The sequence below is a fragment of the Micromonospora sp. URMC 107 genome (genome assembly GCF_051386315.1).
GTDB lineage: Bacteria > Actinomycetota > Actinomycetes > Mycobacteriales > Micromonosporaceae > Micromonospora.
In genome coordinates, this window is sequence record NZ_JBPQTK010000030.1 from 20,127 (window position 1) to 44,126 (window position 24,000).

Below are 24,000 nucleotides of genomic sequence, written 5' to 3' on the forward strand. Positions count from 1 at the left end.
GTGCGGGCGCCCGGCGTTCGAGCAGGCCGGCGTGCGGCGCCACGGCGAGGTCCTCGCCGTGGCGCGCCACCGTCAGCGCAGGCGGGCCTCGATGGCCTCGATGATGCGCGGGCGCAGTTCCGCCGCGCGGACGACGGCGTCGACGGAGCCGACCTCGACCGCGCGCTGGATGTTGTGCACCCGGTCGAACTCCGCGGCCACCTCGCCGAGCTTCTCCACGCGCACCGACGAGCGCAGCTCGTCGAGCTCCGCGGTCAACGCCGCCCGGTCCGTGCCGGAGGCGGCCGCGACGCGGGCCTCCAGCTCCCGCACGCGAGGGTCGGCCGCGGTACGGGCGTTGACGTCGCCGGAGAACACCACCGCGGCGGCGGGGGCGCCGCCGAGCACCGAGGCGAACGAGCCTTCCAGCGCGAGCACGGTCATGTTCGGGTTCAGCGCCTTCGAGAAGACCACGAACGCGCCACCGTGGTACCGCGAGATCACGCAGAACACGATGGGCCCGCGGAAGTTCACGATCGCGCGGCCGATCTCGGCGCCGTACTCCAGCTGCAGCTTCCGCATCGACTCCGGCGAGCCGTCGAAGCCCGACAGGTTCGCCAGCACCACCAGCGGCCGGTTGCCGCTGGCCGCGTTGATCGCCCGCGCGGCCTTCTTCGACGACCGCGGGAACAGCGTGCCCGCGGTGTAGGTGTCCGGGCCGTCGGTGGGCGGGAACCCGCGCCGCGGCACCGCCCGTGACTCGATGCCGATCAGGCACACCGGCATGCCGCCGAGATGCACGTCCTGCACCGCCACGGTCTCCGCGTCGGCCATGCCCGCCCAGCGCTCCAGCACCGGGTGGTCCTGGTCGGAGAGCGCCCGCATCACGGTCCGGATGTCGAACGGCTTCTTGCGGTCCGGGTTGGCCTCGGCGGAGAAGATCTCGCCGACGGTGGTGAAGTCGCTGCCCACCACGACGTGCGGGAAGTCGGAGATGTCGCGGTCGACGGGGTCGGTCGTCCTGGCCCGCCGCGGTCCCTCCTCGCCGGGTGCGACGTACGTGTGCTCGTAGTGCGCCATCAGCACGTCCCGCGCGGCGGTCAGGTTCGGCGCCCAGTACTGCGCCTGCCCGTTGGGGCCCATCACCCGGTCGTAGCCGCCGATGCCGAAGTTGTCCTCGGCCGACACCCCGCCGGAGAAGTCGAGCGACTGCTTGCCGGTGAGCACCATCGCCGAGTCCGGCGTCATCACCAGGACGCCCTTGGTGTGCATCAGCATCGTCGCCTCGGCGTTCCAGTACGGCTGCGCACCGACGGTGATGCCCGCGACCACGATGTTGATCTCGCCGCCGTCCTGGGTGAACTCGACGATCCGCTTGAGCGCCGCGGCCACCCAGTCCATGTTCTCCGTGCCCGACTCCATCGAGATCCGGGCGCCCGCGGAGAGCGCGTACCACTCCAGGGGCACCTGCATCCGCTCGGCCAGGTCGAGCGCGGCGATCACGCGGCGGCACTCCGGCTCCGACAGCGCGCCGAGCGCCTTCGTCGGGTCGCCGAGCAGCACGACCCTGGTGACGCCCTGCGGGTGCCGCCGGGTCGGCGTGGTCACCACGCCCGCGACGATCGCCGCGCTGTTGCGCCCCTTCGGCCGGTCGACCGGCACCAGCGCGTGGTCGTCGTCGAGGTCGTACTCGACGAAGTTGCCGAGCAGGCCGGTCAGCTCGTACGGGTACACCGCGTTGCGGCTGCTCGCGCGCAGCACCTTCTGCCGGTAGTCGTCGAGTGGCTCGACCGGCTCGTCCGACGGCTCGCCGACGGTCAGCTCGGTGCCGCCGGTGGCGTCGAAGGCGATGCGTACGGCGATCTTGCTCAGTTCGCCGGTCCGCCGGTCGCGCTGGCGCGCGATGAACAGGATCTCCTCCAGCCCGGCGCCCGCGGTCGTCGGCAGCACGCGCCGGGCGATCATCTTCAGCTCCGCGCGGGTGAGGTCGCTCGGCGGCCAGACGTAGACCACGATCCGGTTGGTGCTGAAGCGCTTCTTCGACGGCCGTCGCGACTGCGCGCGGCGGATCGAGTCGAGGCAGGTGGCGAGGACGTCCTCGGCCGTCGGCAGCGCGACCAGCCGGCCGTCGTGCTCGCGCAGCTCGGCCAGGTCGCGCACCTGTGCGAACGCGACGAGGCGGTCGTCCGACGGGTTCTCCCGCGCCACGCACTGGAAGAGGTAGACCTCCTCGTCCGACGACGGCAGCCGGGTGAGGTCGAACTTGCTCAGCCGCTCCATCTGCATCCGCTGCGCGATGTACGGGTGCAGGCCGCGGATCAGCCGTTCCTCGATCATCCCGATGGTCGAGGGACGGAACGTGAAGTGGTGGTGCATCACCGCGCCGCTGCGACCCGCGACGGTGGTGGTCAGCCTGCGGACCTGGTTCGGCAGCGGGTGCGCGCTGACGACCTCGTGCAGTGCCGCCGCCATCGCGTCGAAGTCCGCCGGCTGGTTCTCCCAGGCCAGGTAGATGTCGACGTCGATGGCGTCGTGGCCGCTCGCCAGCTCGGTGAGGCCGCGCAGCGCGCTGCCCAGCGCGTCGAAGCTCACCGCGGAGGAGACCACGCACGAGTCCGTCCGCTCGGCGACGACGAACGTGCAGCCCTCGACCTCGCTGGTGCGGACGTCGGTGAGGCCCTTGTTGCCGTAGTACCGCCGGGTCAGCACCTCCAGCATGACCGCGTTGTCCAGGTGGTCGCGGACGATCCGCTGGCCGAGCAGGCGCACCAGCGGCTCGGTGGAGCGCACCATCTCGGCGATGCGCTCGGCGCGGTCCGGCGCGTCCGGGTGCGCGTCCAGGTGGCGCAGGTGGCGGCGGACGTCGGCGTAGACGCGGGCGCGGTTGCGGCGCAGCAGCGGCTGGGCGAACCAGGCGAACACCACGCCGCGCGCGAGGTCGCAGACCACGGGGAAGCGGACCTGCGTCGCGGCCACCAGCCGCTCCAGCGCGAGGCCGGCCGGCTCGCGCAGCGACTCGTCCGGCGGCGGCTCCCGCAGCCAGGCGCGCAGCAACGTCGCGACGACCGTGGCGTCGGCGGACGCGCGCTGCTGGGCGAGGAAGATCCGGAACACGGCGGCTTCGAGCGCGGGGGAGCGCTCCAGCTCGGTGACGCCGTAGTGCCCGAGCGCCTTGGCGAGCTTGGCCTGGAACGCCTCCGGCAGCCCGGCCCGGTCGACGTCGAGGGACTGCAGGTAGGTGTGGAAGTACTCGCGGGCGCTGGGCACGTGGCCGGCACCGCCGCCGTCCTCGCCCGTCGGCCGGTTGCGGCTCAGCTCGGTGAGGTCGGCGAACACGCCGATGAGGCCGAGTTCCTCCGCCAGCGGCCGGTGGCCGTCCTCGGTGGCCGCCCGGCGCGCGGCGAGGTAGTCGTCGAGCAGCCGGCGCTCGTCGTGCGGGTCGACGTCGAAGCCGAGCAGCAGGCTGCGCAGGTCCTCCTGGCCGCGCGTGGCGCGCTCCCGCGCGGGGATGGTCGCGGGCGCGGCGGGCAGGTCCAGCTCGACGGCCTCGCCGGCCGAGGTCTCGCCGGCCTCGGCGTCGTCGGCGAGCGGCTCCAGCCGCAGCAGCGGCGCACCCGTCTCCACCTGGGTGCCCACGGCCACGACGCATTCCTTCAGCCGCGCCCTGAACGGCGCCCGTAGCACCGTCTCCATCTTCATGCTCTCCAGCACCAGCACCGGCGCGCCCGCCTCGACCTCGGCGCCGACCTTCAGCGGCGTGGCGACGACCAGCGCGGGCGAGGGCGAACGGAGGACGCCGCCCTCGTCGCGGCTGACCCGGTGCGTCACGCCGTCGACCTCGACCAGGTGGATCGGGCCGTGCGTGCCGATGAGCAGGCGGTACCGGGTGCCGTTGACGAGGATCTGCCCGGTGTGCCGGTCGAAGCGGTCGAGTTCGACGTCGGCGGTGCGGACGGTCGTACCCGCCTCGATGCCGACGCGGAACCGGTGCGCGCCGACCCGCGCGACGCGCACGCGGTAGCCGACGCCCCGCAGCTTGAGGTCGAGCGGCCGGCCGCTCTCGTGCTGCACCTGCGGGCGCCCGCCGAACGCCGTCGACAGCAGCCGCTGCCGCTCGACGCGTTCCTCCTCCTCGTACGCCTCGATGGCGGCGGCCGCCAGCGCGACGGCGGAGTGTCGGTGCGTCACGAGCCTGCCCTCGCCCCGGACGCGGTCGATCCAGCCGGTGTCCGCGCTGGCGTCGATCACCTCCGGCTGGTCTAGCAGGTCGAGCACGAAGCTCTTGTTCGTCGCGCCGCCCTCGATGATCACCGTGGTCTGCGCCATCGCCCGGCGCAGCCTGCCGAGCGCCTCGTCGCGGTCGCGGCCGTACGCGATGATCTTCGCGATCATCGAGTCGAAGTCGGCGGGGATGGTGTCGCCCTCGCTGACGCCGGTGTCCACGCGGATGCCCGGCCCGGCGGGCAGGTCCAGCCGCGCGATGCGGCCGGGGGAGGGCGCGAAGTCGCGGTCGGGGTCCTCGGCGTTCAGCCGGGCCTCGATGGCGTGGCCGCGCTCCGCCGGCGGCTCGCCCTCGAGCCGCCCGCCCGCGGCCACGTGCAGCTGCGCCTTGACCAGGTCGAATCCCGTGGTGGACTCGGTGATCGGGTGCTCGACCTGCAGGCGGGTGTTGACCTCGAGGAACGCGAACAGCCTGTCGCCGGGGTGGTAGAGGAACTCCACGGTCGCCGCGCCGCGGTAACCGACCGCGACAGCCAGCCGTTCGGCCGACGCCTTGAGTTCGGCCGTCTGCTCCGGACCGAGCACCGGCGACGCCGACTCCTCGATGACCTTCTGGTTGCGCCGCTGCACCGAGCAGTCGCGGACCCCGAGCGCCCACGCGGTGCCCTGGCCGTCGGCGATCACCTGGACCTCGACGTGCCGGGCGCCGGTGACCAGGCGCTCCAGGAACACGACGCCGCTGCCGAACGCCCGCGCCGCCTCCTGGCTGGTGCGCTCGTAGGCGTCGGCGAGCTCGGCCTCGCTCGTGATCACGCGGATGCCGCGCCCGCCGCCGCCGGCGGTCGCCTTCAGCATCAGCGGGTAGCCGATCCCGGCCGCCGCCGCCAGGGCGGCGTCCAGGGTCTCGACCGCGCCGCGGCTCCACGGCGCGACCGGCACGCCGACCTCCTCGGCGAGCAGCTTCGCGCCGATCTTGTCGCCGAGCTTGCGCATGGCGTCCGCGCTCGGTCCGACGAAGGTGACCCCGACCTTCTCGCACAGCTCCGCGAACGCCGGGTCCTCGGCGACGAAGCCCCAGCCGACCCACGCGGCGTCGGCCCCGGTCTCCACCAGCGCGCGCTCCAGCACCTTCAGGTCGAGGTACGGGCGCGCGGACGCGGGACCGAGGTCGTAGGACAGGTCCGCCTCGCGGACGAAGGTGGCCGTACGGTCGACGTCGGTGTGCAGGGCGACGGTCTCGATCCGTGTCCCGGTCTCCGCGGCGATGTCCCGTACGGCGTGGATGAGCCGCATGGCGGCCTCACCACGGTTGACGATGGCGACACGACTGAACACCGACCGAGCCCTCCTTTAGACCGATGATGCGCGCGCCGCGATGCGGCGGCACCTTCGGCAGTGTCCACCCTTCTGCCTGTGGATCAAAAGGTCAGGGGGTCGAGTCCCTGTGGCGAGCGCCGGGCATCACCGCCCTGAGCAGCCAAAACGCCGACCGGGGCCTTGATCGTTTCCCGGCATGTGTTGCGGTCTTCCACTTCGTGGGAGGGCTCTTCCATCGTGCTCAGATGTTACTGGCGGGTCCGTCTCGACCGGCGCCGCCGCGGGCCGGCCAGGGCGTGGCCCTCGGGCGTGCCCGCGCGCGTCGTGCCGTGCCCGCGCGGATCGTGCCCGTGCGAGCGACGTCGCGCGGCGTCGCCGCCGCGGCGCGCGGGTCCACCACGGCGCGCGACGTGCGGGAGCTCAGGAGAAACCGGTGCCGTCGTCGAGGTCGCCGGCGAGCGGTTCCGGGACCCGCATGCGCCACGCGTCGGTGACGAGTTCCCTCAGGCGGTCCACGGTCACCTGCGCCAGCCGCAGCATGACCAGGGGCAGCCCGTCGTAGGCGGGCGTGGTGAAGAAGACCTCGGGCTCGCCGAGGAGCAACGCCTGCTTCTCCGCCTCGTCGCCGACGTACAGCACCGCGACGTCGGTCCGGATGAGGCGCGGCCTGCCGGGCCGGCGCTCCGGGTAGGACCAGACGAACCCCTTGTCGGCGACCCGGAAGTCGAAGCCGTCGCTGTCGATCTCGACCACGTGCGGCAGTGCCCTTGCCAGGTGCCGGACGTCGTCGGCGTCAGCCATCGAGGTTGCTCCAGAACATCGTCTCCCGCACCCGCGCAGACTAGCCGCCGCGTGGGACACGACCGCGACCGCCGAGCCCGTTGCCCTGCCTCGGCGCGCCTCGTCGCTCGCCCCTCGACCGTCCCCGCGGGGCTGTGAGCTCGGTTACCTCACCGCCGAGCGGGAATGAGATCACCGGATCCGGATTTGGAGCCAGGTGTGACTCCTGCACCCTTCCCAGCCCGGCTGCGCACCGACCGGTCGGCGGCGAGCCGATGACGGCCGCCGTCGACGCACCCGAGAACCCGGCAGCCCCGCTGACGCGGGGTGACCTGATGAGCCCCCGGCAGCGCCTGCGGCTGGTCCTCGTCCTCGGCTCGCTGACCGCGGTGGGCCCGTTGACCATCGACATGTACCTGCCCGCGCTTCCCGCGCTCGTCGCCGACTTCCAGACCACGTCGGCGGCGGTCCAGCTGACCCTCACCGGCACGTTGGCGGGCCTCGCCCTCGGGCAGTTGCTGATCGGCCCGCTCTCCGACGCCGTCGGCCGGCGCGCCCCACTGATCGCCGGGGTCGCGCTGCACGTCGTGGCGTCGCTGCTCTGCGTCGTCGCGCCGAACATCGCGGTGCTCGGCGCGTTGCGGGTGGTGCAGGGCCTCGGCGTCGCCGCGGCCTCCGTGGTCGCGATGGCCGTGGTCCGTGACCTGTTCGACGGCGCGGCCTTCGCCAAGCTGCTCTCCCGGCTGCTGCTGGTCATGGGGGCGGCGCCGATCCTCGCGCCGACCCTCGGGAGCGGGGTGCTGCGCTGGACGGACTGGCGCGGCGTGTTCGTGGCGCTGGCCGCGTTCGGCGTCCTGCTCGTCGTCGTCGCCGCGCTCGGCCTCCCCGAGACGCTGCCGCCCGACCGGCGCCGGCGCGGCGGCGTGGTCGCGACGGTGGCGCTGTACGGCTCGCTGCTGCGCGACCGCACGTTCGTGGGCCTGGTCCTGGTCGCCGGGCTGGCCATGGCGGCGCTGTTCGCGTACGTGGCCGGGTCGTCGTTCGTCCTGCAGGAGCAGTACGGCCTGGACGAGCAGGAGTTCGGGTTCGCCTTCGGGGCGGGCGCGGTCGGGCTGATCGCGGCGACCCAGTTCAACGTACGGCTGCTGCGCCGCCACTCGCCGCAGCGGATCCTCGTCGTCGCCCTGGGCGCGGGGAGCGTGGCCGGACTGGCGCTGCTCGCCTTCGCCGTGACCGGCCTCGGCGGGCTGCCGAGCCTGCTGGCGTCGCTGTGGGTGGTGCTCGCGGCGGCGGGCCTGGCGATGCCGAACGCGCCGGCCCTGGCCCTGTCCCGCCACGGGGAGGCGGCCGGTACGGCCTCCGCCCTGCTCGGCGCCGTGCAGTTCGGCGTCGGTGCGCTGGCCGCGCCCCTGGTGGGCGTGCTGGGCACCGGCGCGGTCGCCATGGCCGTCGTCGTCGCGGGGGGCATGCTGGCGGCGACGGCGGTCCTGCTCGTCGTCGTGCGCCCGGCCCGGCTCGCCGGCCTCGAGCCGGACGCGGTGGTCGTGGCGGCGCACTGACCTGCCGGCACATCCTGCTCCGCGCCATTTACAGGGCCACGCCGGCGACCGTGGTGACCGTCTCGCAAGGGGCGGGGAAAGCAGTTGTCGGCGAGGCGGTGGCCCCCTAGCCTGCTGGCTGTGCATGCCCCCAAGCAGCGGATGCGCCGGGTGAACCGGTGAGCAGCCGCCTCCGTGAGGTCGCCCGGCAGACGGTGGCGATCGCCGAGTCCGGCCGGTACCGCACCGGCGCCGGCGACGAGGTCGTCATCGGTGCGCAGGTGCGGGCCGCCGTCGCCGGCACCCGTCACCACCTGCCCGACGAGGCGCTCCCGGTCGGGGCGGCGGAGGCCGGGGCCGGCGACGTCGAGGTGACGTACGAGTCGACGTTGCAGGCGGCCCACCGGCTCGGGCCGGGTGCGGCGTGTCTGGTGTTCGCGTCGGCCAAGAATCCGGGCGGCGGGTTCCTCGGCGGGGCGAAGGCGCAGGAGGAGAGCATCGCGCGGTCGTCCGCGCTGTACCCGTGCCTGCTCGCCGCGCCCGACTTCTACGCGTTCCACCGCGGCCAGCACGACCTGCGATACAGCGATCGGGTCGTCTACTCGCCGCGGGTGCCGGTGTTCCGTGACGACAAGGGCACCCTGCTCGACCAGCCGTACACGACGTCGTTCCTGACCGCCGCGGCGCCGAACCTCGGCGCGATCGTCCGCAACCAGCCGGCGCACGCCGCCGATGTGCCGGCGGTGCTGCGCCGCCGTGCGCGGCGGGTGCTCGAGGTGGCCGCCGCGCACGGGCATCGGACGATCGTGTTGGGCGCGTGGGGATGTGGCGTGTTCCGCAACGATCCCGCCACGGTGGCGGGTGCCTTCGCCGACGCGCTGCGCGAGGTCGACCGGTTCGACCGGGTGGTGTTCGCCATCCGCGACAACCTGTCGGGCACCCCCGTGTACGGCGCGTTCGTGGCACGTTTCAGGACCACCGCGCCCGACCCGGCAGCCGGTCGCGGCTGAGCGGTACGGCGCGACGACGCGCGAGCCCGGTGGTGACCGCGCAGCGCCCGGCCGTGCTCAGCGCGGCTGCTCGGCGAGGCTCCGGATGCCCCGCAACGTGTCGGTCATGGCGTCCCGCAGCGCGGCCAGCCGGCGTGCGATGACCTCCTCCTCGTGCTCCGGCGCCCGGTCGATGACCAGGCTGAGCCCGGTGCGGCTGGGGCCGATCCGCACGGAGTGCGACAGCCGGCAGCCGCCGTCCTCGGCGGTCAGGCGGTACTGCCAGGTGGCACCCGGCCGGGTCGGGTCGGCGGGGCCGCCGCCGAAGCGGTTGTCGGGGTCGAGCACCACCCAACCGAAGACCCGCGGCTCGTCGAAGCGCACGATGTGCGAGATGGTGCGCCACTCGCCCAGCGCGGGATGCTGGTTGTGCCCCTCGAACCGGGCGCCGAGCTTCGGCCCCTCGCTGCCGTCCAGCCACCGCACCCGGCGCAGCTCCGAGCTGAACCGCACGGGCAGCTCGATGTCCGTGACCAGCTCCCACACCTGGGCGGGATCGGCTGCCAGATGGAGGTCGCACTCGACCGCCGGGCCGTCGACGTAGCGCACGGCACCCTCCTTCTCGTGTCCTTCACGGTCCTTCGATCTTTCCGACCGCACCCGCCGTCGGAGGACGGGCGACAGCCGCACCGCACAAGGATGGCCCTCGGAGGCCGACCGCGCAGCCCCGACGCGCTGACGTGTGTCGATTGGTGGCGCCGCCGCGATTGGCATGACGGTCCGCGGTGCGGGGCGGTTCGGCAGGTGAGGGCCGGTGTGGGCCCCGTCCGGCCGCCAGGCCACGCTCGCCCCCGCTGTCGGCGTTACGACCGGCGGGTGACCCGGCGTCGGGGGTCATGGCGGCGGCGCAAACGGGTATGCCGGCGCATGGGAACCGAGGTCGTCGTGATCGGCGCCGGCTTCTCCGGGCTGGCCGCCGCGCTCACGCTCGCCCGCGCCGGCGTGCGGACGCGGGTGCTGGAGGCGCGCGACCGGGTGGGTGGGCGGGTGCTCACCCGGTGGCTGGCCGACGGCACCCAGCTCGATCTGGGGGCCCAGTGGGTCGGCCCGGCCCAGGACCGGGTCAACGGGCTGCTCACGCGGTACGGGATCGCCACCTTTCCCTCCGCCGCGTACGGCGCGTCGTCGGTGCTGTTCCCCGACGGCCGGCACGCCGGGCCGCCCGAGGCCGCCGCGAGAGTCCTCGACCTGCTCGACGCGTACGCCGAGCGGGTGGACCCCGCCGCGCCCTGGGCGGGGGCCGAGGCCGCCGAGTGGGACCGTACGACGCTGGCCGGCTGGCTGCGCGCGGCCGCCCCGGACCCGGCCACCGCGCGCTACCTCGGGCGGCTGCTCGCGGGCGGCCTGCTGGCCGCCGGGCCGGACGAGGTCTCCCTGCTCCAGCTGGCGTTCTACCTGCGCTCCGGTGGCGGCAGCCGGGCGCTGCTCGCCATGGCCGGTGGCGCGCAGCAGGACCGGATCGTCGGCGGACCGCCGGTGCTGGCCGAGGCGCTGGCCGCCGCGCTCGGCCCGGACGCGGTGCGGCTCCGGGCGCCCGTGCGGGCGATCGGGCAGGACCGCGCCGGCGTGGTCGTGCACACCGACACCGACCGCGTCGAGGCGGACGCGGTGGTGGTCGCCGTGCCGCCGACGCTGGCCGGGCGCATCCGGTACGACCCACCCCTGCCGCCCCTGCGCGACGCGCTCACCCAGCGGATGCCGATGGGCTCGGCGATCAAGGTCCACGCGATCTACCCGGAGCCGTTCTGGCGCGCGGACGGCCGTTCCGGTGTCGCCTTCTGCCTCGCCGGGCCGGTCACCGAGACGGTGGACAACGGCACCCCGACCTCCCCGCGCGGGGTGCTGACCGCGTTCAGCTACGGCCCGGAGGCGAACGCCCTGCGACGGATGTCGCCGCAGGCCCGGCACGCCAGCCTGCTCGACGCCCTGGCCGCCGTCGCCGGACCGGCGGCGGGACGGCCCGAGGAGTTCGTCGAGTACGACTGGTCGGCGGACGAGTGGACGCGGGGGTGCTTCTGCGGGGCGCCGACCCCCGGTTCGTGGTGTGGCTACGGCCCGGAGCTGCGTCGACCGGTGGGGCGGGTGCACTGGGCCGGCACGGAGACCGCCACCCGGTGGGCGGGTTACCTGGACGGGGCGATCGAGGCCGGCGAGCGGGCGGCGGCGGAGATCCTGGCGCGGCCGGGCAACTGACCCGCCGCGCCGCTTCGCGGACCCGTCCGCAGGTCGCGGTTGTGCGACGATCGTCGGGCGTCGTGCCGACCGGCCCGCCCGCCGACGCACCGGTCTCCGGCAGGCATGCGGGAAGGCGCCACCTCGTCCCCCTTGGAGAGCATGATGTCCATGTCCCCGGCGCGGGTGCTCGCCGCGCTGAACGCGGTGCGGCCACCCGACCGGGCGTCCCCGGTCATCGGCAGGGCCGTCGTGGTCGGCGGCAGTGTCGCCGGGTTGATGGCGGCCCGCGTCTTGTCCGACTACGCGGAGAGCGTCGTCGTCGTCGACCGGGACGATCTACAGGTGACCGGCGGCCGGCCGGGCGTGCCACAGGGCACGCAGCTGCACGCGCTGCTGCCCGGCGGCTTCCTCCAGCTCGAGCGGCTGTTTCCGGGATTCCGCGAACAGGCCGTGGCCCAGGGGGCGATCGAGGCGCCGCCCGCCGCCAGGCGGAACTACCTCGACGGCCGGCTGAAGGTCGTCGTACCCGACGACGCCGACAGCCTGGCCGGCACCCGACCCCTTCTGGAGGGGCTGATCCGCCAGCAGGTGCTGCGACTGCCCAACGTCAAGACGGTCACCGCCCGCGCCACGGGTCTCGTGTGCGACGGTGCCGTGACCACCGGGGTCCGCTGCGACGCCGGTGGGGTGCCCGGCGTCGAGTCGGGCGATCTCGTGGTGGACGCCATGGGACGCTCGAGCAGGCTTTCCGAGTGGTTGGAGCAGGCCGGCTGGGAGCGGCCGGCCCTGCGGCGGATGACCGTCAACCTCAACTACGCGACCGCCCTGTTCCGACGCCGTGCGGCGGACCCGGAGGCCACCGTCGTCCTGGCGCTGCACACGCCGAGGATGTCGTCGGACGTGGCCGGCGCCGCGTTCTTCGCCGTCGAGGGCGGCCGGTGGATGGCCATGATGGCCGGTTACGGCGAGAACCGTCCAGGGCGCACCGCGGACGACTTCGTACGCCGGCTGCGCGACCAGTTCCCGCCGGAGTTCGGCGAGGTCGCCGGGAACGAGCTGCTCGGCGACGTCCAGACCTACCATCATGCCGACAGCCGGCGGCGGGACTTCCACGGGTTGAAGCGGCTCCCGGCCGGACTCGTCAGCGTCGGCGACGCGGTCGCCTCGTTCAATCCGGTGTACGGGCAGGGGATGACGGCGGCGGCCCTGCACGCCGCGTGCCTGTCGGCGTACCTGCGGTCGAGCCCGGATCCGGGCGTGCCCGCGCGCCGGTTCTTCGCCCTGCAGAAGGTCGTGGTCGACGTGGCCTGGTCGATGTCGACCTCCGCCGACCTGGCGCTGCCGCACGTCGACGGGCCCTACCCGCGCGGCTACCGGTTCTCCAGCTGGGTCAGCAGGCAGATCGTCGCGGCGACCGTCACGGACGTGCCGACCGCCCGGCGCTTCAACGAGGTCGTTTCCCTGCGTGCGCACCCGAGTTCGCTGGCCACACCCGGCGTCGTCCTGGGCGCCCTGCGCGCCAACCGGCGGGCCCGCTGACGGGAGGGCGGGAAACGGTGCCGGTCCCCGTCGGGCAGCGGCGCACCATCGCTCTGTTCGTCGTGGTCTCCCTGGTTTCCGGATTCGGCGGCACGGCGATGTCCCTGGTCGCCGGGATCTGGGTGATGGCCCTGACGGATTCCGCCAGCCTGGCCGCCATGGCGGGCTTCTGCGTCTTCTTCCCGACCCTCTTCGGGCCGTTGCTGGGCGCACTCGTCGACCGGTTGCCCCGCCGGCCGCTGCTGGTCTGGACGAATCTGGTGGTGGCCGCCTCGCTCCTGCTGCTGCTGGCCGTGCGGTCCGCGGACCAGGTCTGGCTGTTGTACGTCGTGATGCTCGGGTACGGGATCAGCTACGTGTTGCTCGACGCCGCTGAGGCCGCGTGGCTGCCGGCGGCGCTTCCCGGTGACGCGCTGGGGCGGGTGGACGGCCTCCGCATGCGGCGCCGCCGACGCCGGTTCGGCGGTGCCGGCGTCAGCCGCAGGAGGCGTCGCGGCAGGTCACGTCGACCTCGTACAGCCGGGCCTGCCTGTCCCGGCTGGCGAGGACGTCGAGGCGGACCGCGCTCGCGCGGACCGGCGCGAAGGTGTGCGTGGTGACCTGGGTCGTGTTTCCGGTGACCTCGCCGAGCACCTGCCAGGCGCCGTCGACCGGGCCGGAGATCCGGTACGAGGTCAGCCCGTGCGTCCGGTCACGCCCGGGTGATCCGTACCGCGTCGGCGACCACGTAGCCGCTGCCGCTGGTCCAGCGACTCACCCCGACCTTGTTGCCGTCGCCGGCCGCGAGGGTGAACACGCCGATCGACACCCACCGCCCGCCGTTGACGCGCTGGTCGACCGACACCGTCTGGTTGCCCGAGGCGGTGGCGACGAGGTAGGGCGTCTGGCTGTTGTAGCCGGGGTCGGCGGGGTACCAGACCGAGATCTCGTAGCTCCCCGTCTCCGGGACGTCCGCCCGGTACCAGGCGACGTCGCTGGCCGACGTCGGGCTCGCGAAACGGTAGTCCGTGCCGTACCGGCTGCTGGAGTACGCCGACGTGCTCCAGTTGGTGCTCGCCGTGAACCGGCCGGACGTGGTGTTGTCGACGGTGGTGCTCCACTGCTGCGGGGGCGGCTGCTGGGTTGTGCTCACGTCCAGGTAGTTGCGGTCGATCTTCATCGTCACGCCGCCCCAGGTCTCCGTCACGTCCCCGGCGTACTGGTGCAGGCGCTGGTGGTTCGCGTAGTACGCGTCGGAGCAGTAGCTGCCGGCGTCGGTGTCGGCCACGCCGTTCCACCAGGCGATCCAGATCTGGTCCAGCCTGGTGTAGCTCGGGTTGTGGTACTCCAGGCAGACGTCCCTGATGCCGGAGGATCCGCTCGAGTACATGCCGGCCAGGTAGCCCCGGGTGTGCAGCTGTTCGACCCATCCCGACAGGAACGACAGCACCGCGGCGCGGCACGCCGTGGTCGTCGGGTAGTGCTCGATGTCGTTGTAGATGGTGCTGCCGGCTCCGATGCCCAGCGCCCGCGCGGCGTTGGCGGCGCTGTCGGCGGCGGTGCGGCCCTGCGACCGCGCGGTGCCGGGATCACCCGACATCTTCGGCGCGCGGGTGCCGCAGGGCGCCTGGTAGCCGAGCTCGATGGGGATCAGCCGCCAACCGTTGGCGGTCTGGTTGGTGACCCAGGTCGCGGTCAGGTTGGGCTGCGCACACGACCGGCTGGCGCCGCTGATGTAGATGCCCACCGCACGGTAGGGCGAGCTGGCGCGCCACGCGTTCATCGCCGACTGCGACGGGGCGGCGCAGGTGTCGAACCCCTTGCCGACGAAGGTGCCGGGCTGCGGACCGACGGCCGACACCGCCACGGACTGCGGCTGTGGGGCCGGCGCCGACCCTGCGACGGCCGCCGACCCGAGCGCGGTGGTGAGCCCCGCGGCGGTGGCGAGGCTCATCAGCCATGCGGTGGTTCTTCTCATCCGGTCCCCCTCGAAGGATTCTTTACACGAGGATGAAATCAGTGAAGAACTTTTACACGGCGGATCGATGGTTGGCAATAGTTGCGGTCGGTGGCGTACGGTCACCAGGCGCAGGGCGCGTAGTCCTTCAGGAAGCAGCCGTACAGGTCCTCGCCCTGTTCACCGCGGACGATCGGGTCGTACACCCGGGCCGCGCCGTCGACCAGGTCCAGCGGGGCGTGGAAGCCGGCATCCGCCAGCCGCATCTTCGTCGGGTGCGGCCGCTCGTCGGTGATCCAGCCGGTGTCGACGCTGGTCATCAGGATGCCGTCGGTCAGCATCTCCTGGGCGCTGGTGCGGGTCAGCATGTTCAGCGCGGCCTTGGCCATGTTGGTGTGCGGGTGCCCCGGCCCCTTGTAGCCGCGACCGAACTGGCCCTCCATCGCCGACACGTTCACCACGTACTTGCGGCGGGCCTTCGCCGCGGCCATCGCCGGGCGCAACCGGCTGACCAGCACGAACGGCGCCGTCACGTTGCACAGTTGCACTTCCAGCAGCTCCACCGGATCCACCTCGTGCACGCGCTGCACCCAGCTGTTGACCGGGTCGAGGTCCGGCACCAGTCCGCCGGCGTCGATGGCGGTCGCCGCCGCGATCCGTTCCGGCGAGGCGGAGCCGCTGGTCAGCGCGAGCGCGGTGAGCGCGTGCGGGGTGAGCGCGGTCGACTCCGGCGAGGCGGTCAGGCTGCCGGCCGCGTCGCCCCGGCCGGCCGGGTTGGCGAACGTGACGATCTCCGGCAGGGGGCCGTCCGGCAGGGCCGCCGCCTCGGCGGCGACGAGCTGCGCGTACGCCCCGGGCGTGCGACGGACGGTCTGCGCCGCGTTGTTGATCAGGATGTCCAGCGGTCCCTGGTCGCTGACCGAGTCGGCGAGCGCGATCACCTGGGCGGGATCGCGCAGGTCGATACCGACGATCCGCAGGCGGTGCAGCCAGTCCCCGCTGTCCGGCATCGCCGCGAACCGGCGGACCGCGTCGTGCGGGAACCGTGTGGTCACCGTGGTGTGCGCGCCGTCGCGCAGCAGCCGCAGCGCGATGTACATGCCGATCTTCGCCCGGCCGCCGGTGAGCAGCGCCCGCCGCCCGGTCAGGTCGGTGCGGGCGTCCCGGCGCTCCCGGTTGAGCGCGGCGCAGGGCGGGCAGAGCTGGTGGTAGAAGGCGTCCACCTCGCGGTAGCGCTGCTTGCAGACGTAGCAGCCGCGCGGGTTGTGCAGGAAGCCGGCCGTGGTGCCCTCGGTGGGGGAGGCGAGCGGGATTCCCTGGGTCTCGTCGTCGATCCGGCCGGGGGCGCCCGTGGCGGTGGCCGCCGTGACCGCCCGGTCCGCCGCCGCGATGGCGTCCCGTCGTTCCTCGCGCCGGCGCTGCTTGATCACCTTGTAGAGCCGCGCGGTGGCCCGCTGCACCCGCACCACGTCCGGGTGGTCGGGGGGCAGGTTCTCCAACGCCTCGAAGACGCTGAGACAGGCCTCCAGCTGGCTCCGGTCGATGCCCTCGTGGCCGGTTTCCGTAGTTTTGTCCGCTGCCATGCCGTCGCTGTCTCGTCCCGTTTCCCGCGCCAGGTCTTCCCGGCCCATGCCAAGTCCGACCCGGAACTGTACGCACCGCACGGGCTCCGGCGCATCCCGCCGCCCGCCGACGGGCCCGAGGACCGCCGGCGGCCCACCTCGCAGGGCTCAGGCCGGCGTCGTCGGCCGGCGGGGCCGACCGACCGCGTGCAGGTGCCGCAGCACCTGCGCCCACGAGCGGGCGAGGGTGGTCTCGTGGTAGGGGATGTCGTGCTCGGCGCAGAACCGGCGGACCAGCGGCCGGGCGCGCCGGAGGTTGGGCCGCGGCATGCTCGGAAAGAGGTGATGTTCGATCTGATAGTTCAGGCCACCGAGCAGGGCGTCGAGGAACCAGCCGCCGCGCACGTTGCGGGAGGTGAGGACCTGGCGTCGGAGGTAGTCGAGCCGGTCGTCGGCGGCGAGGATCGGCATGCCCTTGTGGTTGGGGGCGAAGGCGCTGCCGAGGTAGAGGCCGAGCAGGCCCTGGTTGACGAGGATGAACGCGACGGCCTGCACCGGGCTCAGGACGAGGATCACGGCGCCCAGGTATCCGACGGCGTGCAGGGCCAGCAGCGCGGCCTCCGCGGGGCGTCGCCGGAGCCGGCGCGAGCCGACGACGGCCTTGACGCTGTTCGCGTGCAGGTGCAGGCCTTCCAGCAGCAGCAGCGGGAAGAAGAGGTACGCCTGGTACCGCACCACCAGTGCGCCCGGTCCGCGCTGATCCCGCGCCTGCCCCGAGGTGAACGACAGCGGCCGGACGACGATGTCCGGGTCGTGACCTTCGGTGTTCGGGTGCGCGTGGTGGCGGTTGTGCTTGTCCACCCACCAGCTGTAGCTGAGGCCGATCAGTAGGTTGCCGTGGACCAGGCCGACCAGGTCGTTGGCGCGACGGGTGCGGAAGATCTGGCGGTGGCCGGCGTCGTGACCGATGAACCCGGCCTGCGCGAAGACCACCGCGAGGACAGCCGCGACGCCCAGCTGCCACCACGATTCACCGAGCCACCCGAACAGCACCCAGGCGCCGACGTAGCACCCGCCGAGGGCGCCGATGCGCAGCGCGTAGTAGCCGCGCCGCCGATCGAGCAGGCCCGCGCGCCGGATCAGGCGCGACAGTTCCGCGTACTGGCTGCCGTCGTGACGTCGGGTGTCGAGGGTCGCATCGCTCATGGTCGCGGCTCCGTGCACGTGGCGTTCTCGGCCTGTCGACGACGTCGAACAGGTGGTCCTTCAAGACGAGCGAGGTGAACGGCGAGCGTGCGTCAGCATCGACGGCGGGCAGCGACACGCCGGCTGCGCCTCTGCTGCCGCATCGTCACGACGAGGCCCACGACGGCGGCGGCGACGACGGCCAGCACGGGGCGGTGGCGGGCGGCCGACCGAATCCCGACCAGCCGGTCGCGCAGCGCACGGGCGGCGGCGGGCCCGCTCCCGGCCGCCGATCCGGTGCCGACGCTGCCGCGCAGGGCCGCCAGCCCCTCTGCCGCGCCGTCGCGCAGGGCGGCCCGGCGCCGCCGCGCGGCGCGGGCCATCGCGTCGAGCTTCGTACCGCCGTTTCCTGGTCGGGTCGTCCGGACCGCCTGTGCCGTCCTCTCCCGCACCGCCTGAGCCGAGCCGGTGAGGCGTTGTCGGGCGCGACCTCCGATGTCGAGGGCCCTGTTCCGGCCCCGGGCCCGCACGTTGGTCCTGGCCGCCAGGGCCTGCACCGTGGCACCGAGTTCCGCCCGGGTCGCCTCGATGTCCGCACGGGTGCGGTCCGGGTCGCTGCTCTCGTTCGGGGTCGTCACCCTCGTCCCTCCTTGGCGGCCTGCCGCACCGACTCCACGTCCGCGCGCACGCTGTGCAGCGTCGACTCCGGCGTGACGGGCATCGTCCGCTTCACCTGCTTCTTCCCGAACAGCGCGAGCAGCCCGGCCACCGCGAAGAGGACCACCGCGACGACCAGCGCGGCCACCCACGCCGGCATGAACTCGGCGAGGACCAGGACGAGCGCGGCGACGAGCGCCCCCGTCCCCAACAGCGCCGTCCCGCCCGCGCCACCGACCATCGCGGCGCCGGAGCCGGCGCGTCTGCCCTTGGCGGTCAGTTCCGCCCGGGCCAGTGCCAGCTCCTCCCGCACCAGGCGGGTGATCTGGTCCGTCGCACGCTGCACGAGTTCGGCGACCGTGACCTCCTCCCGTGGCCCGTGGGCCGCCCGGGCGTCGCTGGGCGGGTCACTCATCCGTCCTCACCTCCGAAGGGCAGAGTCGGCACCTCGCGCCGGGGCACGCTCGTCGGATGCCGTCGGGTGGGCGCCGCCTGGTCACGCCGGGCAGGGGCGTTCCTGCCCGGTTGCGGGCGGCGCTCCCCGTCCTCACCGCGCCGCGGCTGCCGGTGCCGTCTGCTTGTCCCGGCCGGCCGCGCCGCCGGGGACCGGTACCCCGCCCGTGCCCGCGTCGGCGAACGCGCTGTCCCGCAGGGCGGGAAGATCACCCACGGCCGCGTCACCTCCGGCGCGGCGACGGCGGGCTCGTACGACGGCCGCCGCCGCCACCACCGCTGCCAGGGACATCGCTGCCGCCTGCAGCAGCGGCACCCTCCTGCTACGTCGACGCCTCATGCCGCACTACCCCTCTCAGTTCCGAGTCGGACCTTCTTCTCATCGTGGAGACAGCACAGCGGCGGTGAGGGGCGATTCGGCGCATTCGACACGGTCGGGTCATGCGACACGATGTCGCCGGAAGCACGCGCCGCGGACATGATCCCGACCGCGTCGACGTGGCGCCGAGATGATCGTCTGCCGGGAGACTGCCATGGTCCGCTCCTGGTGGTGATGGTGGGAAGGCCGCCGGTGGGCCGCTGCCGCGGCGCTGACCCTGCGCCGCCGGGCCGCGACGAGGCGGCCCGACCCCGGCGCGACCCGCGCAACGGCTGCCGCACGACGACGGACCGCCGTCGAGGGGCCCAGCCGGTGTCCGGTCCCGCCGGTCGTGGATCGGGTGATCGTTTCCTCTGACAAGGTTGCGGCATGGCCGCGCTGTTCCGCCCACGTCTGACCGACTGGACCGTCTTCGTCCCGCTGCTGGCGACCCTGGTGCTGATCCTGACCTGGGGACGCGACCTGTCCGGCGCCGTCGTCGTGGTGGTGGCCCTGTTGCTGGCCGGCGCGGTGCTGGCCGCCGTCCACCACGCCGAGGTGGTCGCCCACCGGGTGGGGGAGCCGTACGGCTCGCTCGTGCTCGCCGTGGCCGTCACCGTCATCGAGGTCGCCCTGATCGTCACGCTCATGGTCAGCGGCGGCGAGAAGACGCAGTCGCTCGCGCGCGACACCGTCTTCGCCGCCGTCATGATCACCTGCAACGGCATCCTCGGGCTGTCGCTGCTGATCGGGGCGCTGCGCCGCCGGGTGGCGGTCTTCAACTCCGAGGGCACCGGCGGGGCGCTGGCCACCGTGACCACCCTCGCCGCGCTGAGCCTCGTGGTGCCGACCTTCACCACCAGCCGGCCCGGCCCGCAGTTCAGCCCGGCACAGCTCGCCTTCGCCGCCGTGGTCTCGCTCGCCCTCTACGGCCTGTTCGTCATGGTGCAGACCGGCCGCCACCGCGACTACTTCCTGCCCGTCAACAACCAGGGGCGGGTGCTCGACACGGCGGGGCACGCCGAACCGCCGTCGGACCGGGCCGCCCTGCTCAGCCTCGGCCTGCTGCTGGTGGCGCTGGTCGCCGTGGTCGGCGACGCCAAGTCGGTGTCCCCGGCGATCGAGTCCGCCGTCGCCGGGGCGAACCTGCCCCCGTCGTTCGTGGGGGTGGTCATCGCGCTGCTGGTGCTGCTGCCCGAGACGATCGCCGCCGCCCGGGCCGCCCGCCGCGACCGGGTGCAGATCAGCCTGAACCTCGCCCTGGGCTCGGCCATGGCCAGCATCGGGCTGACCATCCCGGCGATCGCGCTCGCCTCGATCTGGTTGGAGGGCCCGTTGCTGCTCGGCCTCGGCGGCACCCAGGTGACCCTGCTCGCCCTCACCGTCGTCACCAGCGTGCTGACCGTGGTGCCGGGGCGGGCCACCGTGCTCCAGGGCGGTGTGCACCTGGTGCTCCTCGCCGCCTTCGTCTTCCTCGCCGCCAGCCCCTGACCACCCGCCGGTCGCCTCCACGCACGACACCGCCCGGCAGGCATCCGCGCGGGGCAACCCGGGCATCACCGGATCGGGTACTGCGCGGTGCTCGGACGGTCATCTGCCCGGGCTCGCGGCCCGTCGCCTTCCGGGCGTCATCGGCCCGCACGCGGCCACGCGCGGCGCTCAGGCGTCGTCCAGGCGGGCGGCGCGGGCGTGCAGGTAGCGCTGCCGCGCCAGGTTCGTCGACCGTCCGGCCGCCGACCGGTAGGCGTCCCGGGCGGCCGTACGGTCGCCGAGCAGTTCCAGCAGGTGCGCCCGGACGGCGGGCAGGCGCGGGTCGTCGCCGAGCCGCCCCCGCGCGGCGAGCCCGTCGACCAGGGCCAGCCCGGCAGCCGGGCCCCGGCTCATGGCCACCGCCACCGCGTGGTTCAACGCCACCACCGGGCTGTCGGACAGCCGCATCAGCACGTCGTACAGCGCGGTGATCTGCGCCCAGTCGGTGTCGGCGGCGCCGGCCGCCTCGTCGTGCACGGCGGCGATCGCGGCCTGGAGCTGGTACGGGCCGACCCGGCCGCGGGGGAGCGCGGCGGTGACCAGGGCGACGCCCTCGTCGATCTGCTCCCGCTTCCACCGGCTCCGGTCCTGCTCGGCCATCGGCACCAGTTCGCCGTGCGGGCCGGTCCGCGCCGGCGCGCGGGCGTCGGTGAGCAGCATCAGCGCCAGCAGCCCGGTGACCTCCGGGTCCTCCGGCAGCAGCCGGTGCACGAGGCGGGTCAGTCGGATCGCCTCCGCCGACAGGTCGGGGCGCAGCAGCGCCGGCCCGGTCGTGCTGGCGTACCCCTCGTTGAAGATCAGGTAGAGCACGTGCAGCACGGCGGCGAGCCGTTCGGCGCGCTCGCCGCCATCGGGCATCCGGAACGGCAGGCCGCTGTCGCGCACGCGCTGCTTGCCCCGGGTGATCCGCCGGGTCATCGTCGCCTCCGGCACCAGGAAGGCCCGCGCCACCTCGGCGGTGCCCAGCCCACCCACCGCCCGCAGGGTGAGCGCGACCTGCGAGGCCGGCGACAGCGCGGGATGGCAGCAGAGGAAGAGCAGGACCAGGGTGTCGTCGGTTCCACCCGCCGACCGGTCCGCCGCCGGGGCCAGCCGGTCGGCGGGCAGCACCCACCGTGCCACGGCGTCCTCCCGGCGCCGCCGGGCCTGCTCGGCGCGCAGGAGATCGGTCAGCCGCCGGGCGGCGACGGTGATCAACCAACCCCGCGGACTGCCGGGTACGCCGTCGCGCGGCCAGCCGGTGGCCGCCGCGATCAGCGCCTCCTGCGTCGCGTCCTCGGCCAGGTCGAAGTGACCGTAGCGGCGGGTCAGCGCGCCGAGGACCTGCGGCGCCAGCTCGCGCAGCAGCCCCTCGACGCGCCCACCGGTCACCGTCGCGCCTCAGCCGTCGAGGTCGTCGATGCCCTCGGCGATCGGCCGGACATCCACGTACTCGCCGGGACGGTCGGGATCGACGAAGTTGGCCGCGATCTCCACCGCCCGGTCGAAGCTGTCGCAGTCGATGACCGTGTAGCCGGCCAGGACCTCCTGCGTCTCCGGGTACGGCCCGTCGGTGACCACGGGCAGACCGCCGCTGAACCGGACCCGTCGGGCGTGCACCGGGGCGGTGAGCCCCTGGGCGTCGACCAGCTCGCCGGACTCGGCCAGGGCCTGGTGCAGCTTCTCCATGTGGGCGTGCATCGCCGCCACGTCCTCGGCGGACATGACCGGCCCGTCGGTAGCGCCGCCGGCCATGGCGTCGTAGTCCCGCTGGGAGCCGTACAGCAGAATCATGTACTTCACGGTCTCTCCTCCCGCGGCGCCCTCGCGGCGCCGCTCACCGGAGACGTCGGAGCCGGTGAGCCCTTCCGGACACACGCGCCCGCCCGCCGCGTCCCGATCGTATGGCCGTGCCGCCCGGACCGGGTGCTCCGCCGCGGCCCCGGCGCCGTGGTCGGCTGTGCCCGGGCATGACGGACCCACCGCCGGGGTACTGGACGCCGCAACGCCGACGCCGGGGAGGGCACTGTGACGACGCGCGTGGGACGCCGACCGCGAAGCTCGCTGGCCGGCCTCGTGGTGGCCCTCGTCGCGGCGGCCGGGTGCGTGGTCGGCGGGGTGTCCGAACCCGAGGGCCAGGAGCCCGCCCCGCAGCGGCCCGACACCCCGGCCTCGCCGGGCGCCGCGCAGACCCGCGCCGACGGCACCACCAGCGTCGAGGAGTTCCAGCAGGACGTCACCGACGCGAAGGCCATCGCCGAGCGGTACTGGGCCGCCCAGTTCCGGGCCTCCGGGGAGCGGTTCCGCCCGATCCGCCGCGTCATCCCCTACCAACGGGCCGGCGAGGTGACCTGCGGCAGGCAGCCGCTGCCGCGCAACAACGCCGTCTACTGCTCGGCCGGCGACTTCATCGCCTACGACGTGAACTGGTCGGTGGGCGCGTTCCGCCAGGTCGGCGACGCGTTCGTGTTCTACCTGCTCGGCCACGAGTACGCGCACGGCATCCAGGCCCGCCTCGGCATCCGCCACTCCTACACCATCCAGCAGGAATTGCAGGCCGACTGCATGGCCGGGGCGTACCTCGGCGACTCGGTGCGCGCGAAGGCGCTACGGCTCGACGACGGCGACCTGGACGAGTTCCGCGAGGGGCTGCTGGCTGTCGGCGACGACCCCGACCAGCCCTGGTTCGCCGAGGGCTCGCACGGCACCGCCGAGCAGCGCACCGAGTCGTTCTTCCGCGGCTACGAACGGTCCCTGGACGCCTGCGGCCTCACCTGAGCGGGCCGCTCGGGACTCGCTCCACCACTGCCGCACCCACACCGAGGCGCCGCCGCCGTTGTCGCCGAGGTCCGGGTCGTCGAAGGAGAAGACCAGCCGCGGCGACCGCCGGGCGAGGGGCCGCCGTGACGGCGGGCCGGCCGTCCCCGGGTCTCGCGCCCGCGCGCAACCCGTCGGCCAGGTCACCCCCGCGGCACCTGGGCGCGCCGGCGGCGTGCCGGCTGAGAGGATCCCCGGGTACGCACCCCGAGGGAGGCCCCGCTGAACAGCCATCACCCTGCCGCCGTGCTCTTCGACATGGACGGCACCCTGGTCGACAGCGAGAAGCTGTGGGACGTCGCGCTGCGCGAACTGGCGGCGGAGTACGGCGGTACCCTCTCCGACCCCGCCCGCAGGGCGATGGTCGGCACCAGCATGGCCGCCTCGATGCGCATCCTGCACGACGACCTGGGCCAGCCGGGGCGCGACCCCGAGGTCAGCGCGGCGTGGATCAACGCCCGCATCCTGGAGCTGTTCCGCACCGGGCTGCGCTGGCGTCCCGGCGCCCTGGACCTGCTGCGGGCCGTCCGGGCGGCGGGCATTCCGACGGCGCTGGTGACCTCCAGCGGCCGGCCCCTCGTGGAGGTGGCGCTGGACACCCTGGGGCGGGACAGCTTCGACGCGGTCGTCTGCGGCGACGAGGTCGACGCGGCGAAGCCGCATCCGGAGCCGTACCTGACCGCCGCCCGGCTGCTCGGCGTGCCGATCGCCCGCTGCGTGGCGATCGAGGACTCGCCGACGGGGGTGGCGAGCGCGCTCGCCGCCGGCGCGGCGGTGCTGGCCGTACCGGCGGAGGTGCCGATCGGGCCGCTGGACGGCGTACACCAGGTGGAGAGCCTGACCGGCGCGGACCTGGAGCTGCTGGCCGCCCTGCTCGGCGCGCCGCCCGGAGCCTGACGGGCGAGGGGCCCCGCCGGTCGGCGGG

Annotated in this window: 18 protein-coding genes and 1 pseudogene; 8 read left to right on the forward strand and 11 right to left on the reverse strand. The window is 74.0% G+C overall.

Annotated elements, in window-relative coordinates:
• Positions 1 to 72: 72 nt before the first annotated feature.
• Positions 73 to 5,535 (reverse strand): carboxyl transferase domain-containing protein, encoded by a 5,463-nt coding sequence (locus ACSNN9_RS09920; RefSeq protein WP_436672724.1) that lies wholly within the window; start codon positions 5,533 to 5,535, stop codon positions 73 to 75.
• Positions 5,536 to 5,937: 402 nt separating this feature from the next.
• Positions 5,938 to 6,318: an MmcQ/YjbR family DNA-binding protein gene (locus ACSNN9_RS09925; RefSeq protein WP_436672726.1), complete on the reverse strand. Its 381-nt coding sequence runs from the start codon at positions 6,316 to 6,318 to the stop codon at positions 5,938 to 5,940.
• 314 nt (positions 6,319 to 6,632) lie between these two features.
• On the opposite strand from ACSNN9_RS09925, the gene ACSNN9_RS09930 reads away from it, so the two are divergent.
• Both ACSNN9_RS09930 and ACSNN9_RS09935 read left to right on the forward strand, forming a co-directional pair.
• Positions 6,633 to 7,856, forward strand: coding sequence for a multidrug effflux MFS transporter (locus ACSNN9_RS09930; protein WP_436672727.1), 1,224 nt, complete (start codon positions 6,633 to 6,635; stop codon positions 7,854 to 7,856).
• A 158-nt stretch (positions 7,857 to 8,014) separates the two neighbouring features.
• Positions 8,015 to 8,845, forward strand: a complete 831-nt coding sequence (locus ACSNN9_RS09935) for a TIGR02452 family protein (protein ID WP_436672729.1) — start codon at positions 8,015 to 8,017, stop codon at positions 8,843 to 8,845.
• Positions 8,846 to 8,902: 57 nt separating this feature from the next.
• Here the strand turns inward: ACSNN9_RS09935 and ACSNN9_RS09940 are convergent, their stop codons facing one another.
• Positions 8,903 to 9,433, reverse strand: coding sequence for an SRPBCC family protein (locus ACSNN9_RS09940; RefSeq protein WP_436672730.1), 531 nt, complete (start codon positions 9,431 to 9,433; stop codon positions 8,903 to 8,905).
• Positions 9,434 to 9,751: 318 nt separating this feature from the next.
• On the opposite strand from ACSNN9_RS09940, the gene ACSNN9_RS09945 reads away from it, so the two are divergent.
• The 3 genes from ACSNN9_RS09945 (at position 9,752) to ACSNN9_RS09955 (ending at position 13,197) form a co-directional block, all read left to right on the forward strand.
• Entirely contained in the window at positions 9,752 to 11,077 is a 1,326-nt protein-coding gene (locus tag ACSNN9_RS09945) for a flavin monoamine oxidase family protein (protein ID WP_436672731.1), read from the forward strand.
• 144 nt (positions 11,078 to 11,221) lie between these two features.
• A complete protein-coding gene (locus ACSNN9_RS09950) occupies positions 11,222 to 12,598 on the forward strand; it encodes an FAD-dependent oxidoreductase (protein ID WP_436672732.1) in 1,377 nt (458 codons plus the stop codon).
• Between the two features lie 17 nt (positions 12,599 to 12,615).
• The gene (locus ACSNN9_RS09955; protein WP_436672734.1) at positions 12,616 to 13,197 is read left to right on the forward strand and encodes a hypothetical protein; all 582 of its coding nucleotides are present in this window, start codon (positions 12,616 to 12,618) and stop codon (positions 13,195 to 13,197) included.
• A gap of 92 nt (positions 13,198 to 13,289) precedes the next feature.
• On the opposite strand, the gene ACSNN9_RS09960 is transcribed toward ACSNN9_RS09955, so the two are convergent.
• From ACSNN9_RS09960 to ACSNN9_RS09985, 6 genes are all read right to left on the reverse strand, one after another.
• A complete protein-coding gene (locus tag ACSNN9_RS09960; RefSeq protein WP_436672736.1) occupies positions 13,290 to 14,555 on the reverse strand; it encodes a glycoside hydrolase domain-containing protein in 1,266 nt (421 codons plus the stop codon).
• A gap of 101 nt (positions 14,556 to 14,656) precedes the next feature.
• Positions 14,657 to 16,117 (reverse strand): SDR family NAD(P)-dependent oxidoreductase, encoded by a 1,461-nt coding sequence (locus tag ACSNN9_RS09965; protein WP_436672738.1) that lies wholly within the window; start codon positions 16,115 to 16,117, stop codon positions 14,657 to 14,659.
• A 147-nt stretch (positions 16,118 to 16,264) separates the two neighbouring features.
• A complete protein-coding gene (locus tag ACSNN9_RS09970; RefSeq protein WP_436672739.1) occupies positions 16,265 to 17,302 on the reverse strand; it encodes a fatty acid desaturase family protein in 1,038 nt (345 codons plus the stop codon).
• A gap of 92 nt (positions 17,303 to 17,394) precedes the next feature.
• On the reverse strand, positions 17,395 to 17,919 hold the full coding sequence (locus ACSNN9_RS09975) for a DUF3618 domain-containing protein (RefSeq protein ID WP_436672741.1): 525 nt from the start codon (positions 17,917 to 17,919) through the stop codon (positions 17,395 to 17,397).
• Positions 17,916 to 18,353 carry a phage holin family protein gene (locus ACSNN9_RS09980; protein WP_436672743.1) on the reverse strand — a complete coding sequence of 146 codons (438 nt, stop codon included), beginning with the start codon at positions 18,351 to 18,353 and terminating at the stop codon, positions 17,916 to 17,918. The genes ACSNN9_RS09975 and ACSNN9_RS09980 overlap by 4 nt, the downstream gene beginning before the upstream one ends.
• 132 nt (positions 18,354 to 18,485) lie before the next feature.
• Complete coding sequence (locus ACSNN9_RS09985) at positions 18,486 to 18,608, reverse strand: hypothetical protein (protein WP_436672745.1); 123 nt, start codon at positions 18,606 to 18,608, stop codon at positions 18,486 to 18,488.
• 531 nt (positions 18,609 to 19,139) lie between these two features.
• Between ACSNN9_RS09985 and ACSNN9_RS09990 the strand changes: the two genes are divergently transcribed.
• Entirely contained in the window at positions 19,140 to 20,240 is a 1,101-nt protein-coding gene (locus ACSNN9_RS09990; RefSeq protein WP_436672746.1) for a calcium:proton antiporter, read from the forward strand.
• Positions 20,241 to 20,408: 168 nt separating this feature from the next.
• Here ACSNN9_RS09990 and ACSNN9_RS09995 read toward each other — a convergent pair whose 3' ends face one another.
• Together ACSNN9_RS09995 and ACSNN9_RS10000 are read right to left on the reverse strand one after the other, a co-directional pair.
• Positions 20,409 to 21,650, reverse strand: coding sequence for an RNA polymerase sigma factor (locus ACSNN9_RS09995; protein ID WP_436672748.1), 1,242 nt, complete (start codon positions 21,648 to 21,650; stop codon positions 20,409 to 20,411).
• A 9-nt stretch (positions 21,651 to 21,659) separates the two neighbouring features.
• Complete coding sequence (locus ACSNN9_RS10000; RefSeq protein ID WP_436672768.1) at positions 21,660 to 22,052, reverse strand: YciI family protein; 393 nt, start codon at positions 22,050 to 22,052, stop codon at positions 21,660 to 21,662.
• Positions 22,053 to 22,268: 216 nt separating this feature from the next.
• Between ACSNN9_RS10000 and ACSNN9_RS10005 the strand changes: the two are divergent.
• Both ACSNN9_RS10005 and ACSNN9_RS10010 read left to right on the forward strand, forming a co-directional pair.
• Positions 22,269 to 23,036: pseudogene (locus ACSNN9_RS10005) on the forward strand (neutral zinc metallopeptidase); the annotation flags it as partial.
• Between the two features lie 285 nt (positions 23,037 to 23,321).
• Positions 23,322 to 23,972: an HAD family hydrolase gene (locus ACSNN9_RS10010; RefSeq protein WP_436672751.1), complete on the forward strand. Its 651-nt coding sequence runs from the start codon at positions 23,322 to 23,324 to the stop codon at positions 23,970 to 23,972.
• Positions 23,973 to 24,000: the final 28 nt, after the last annotated feature.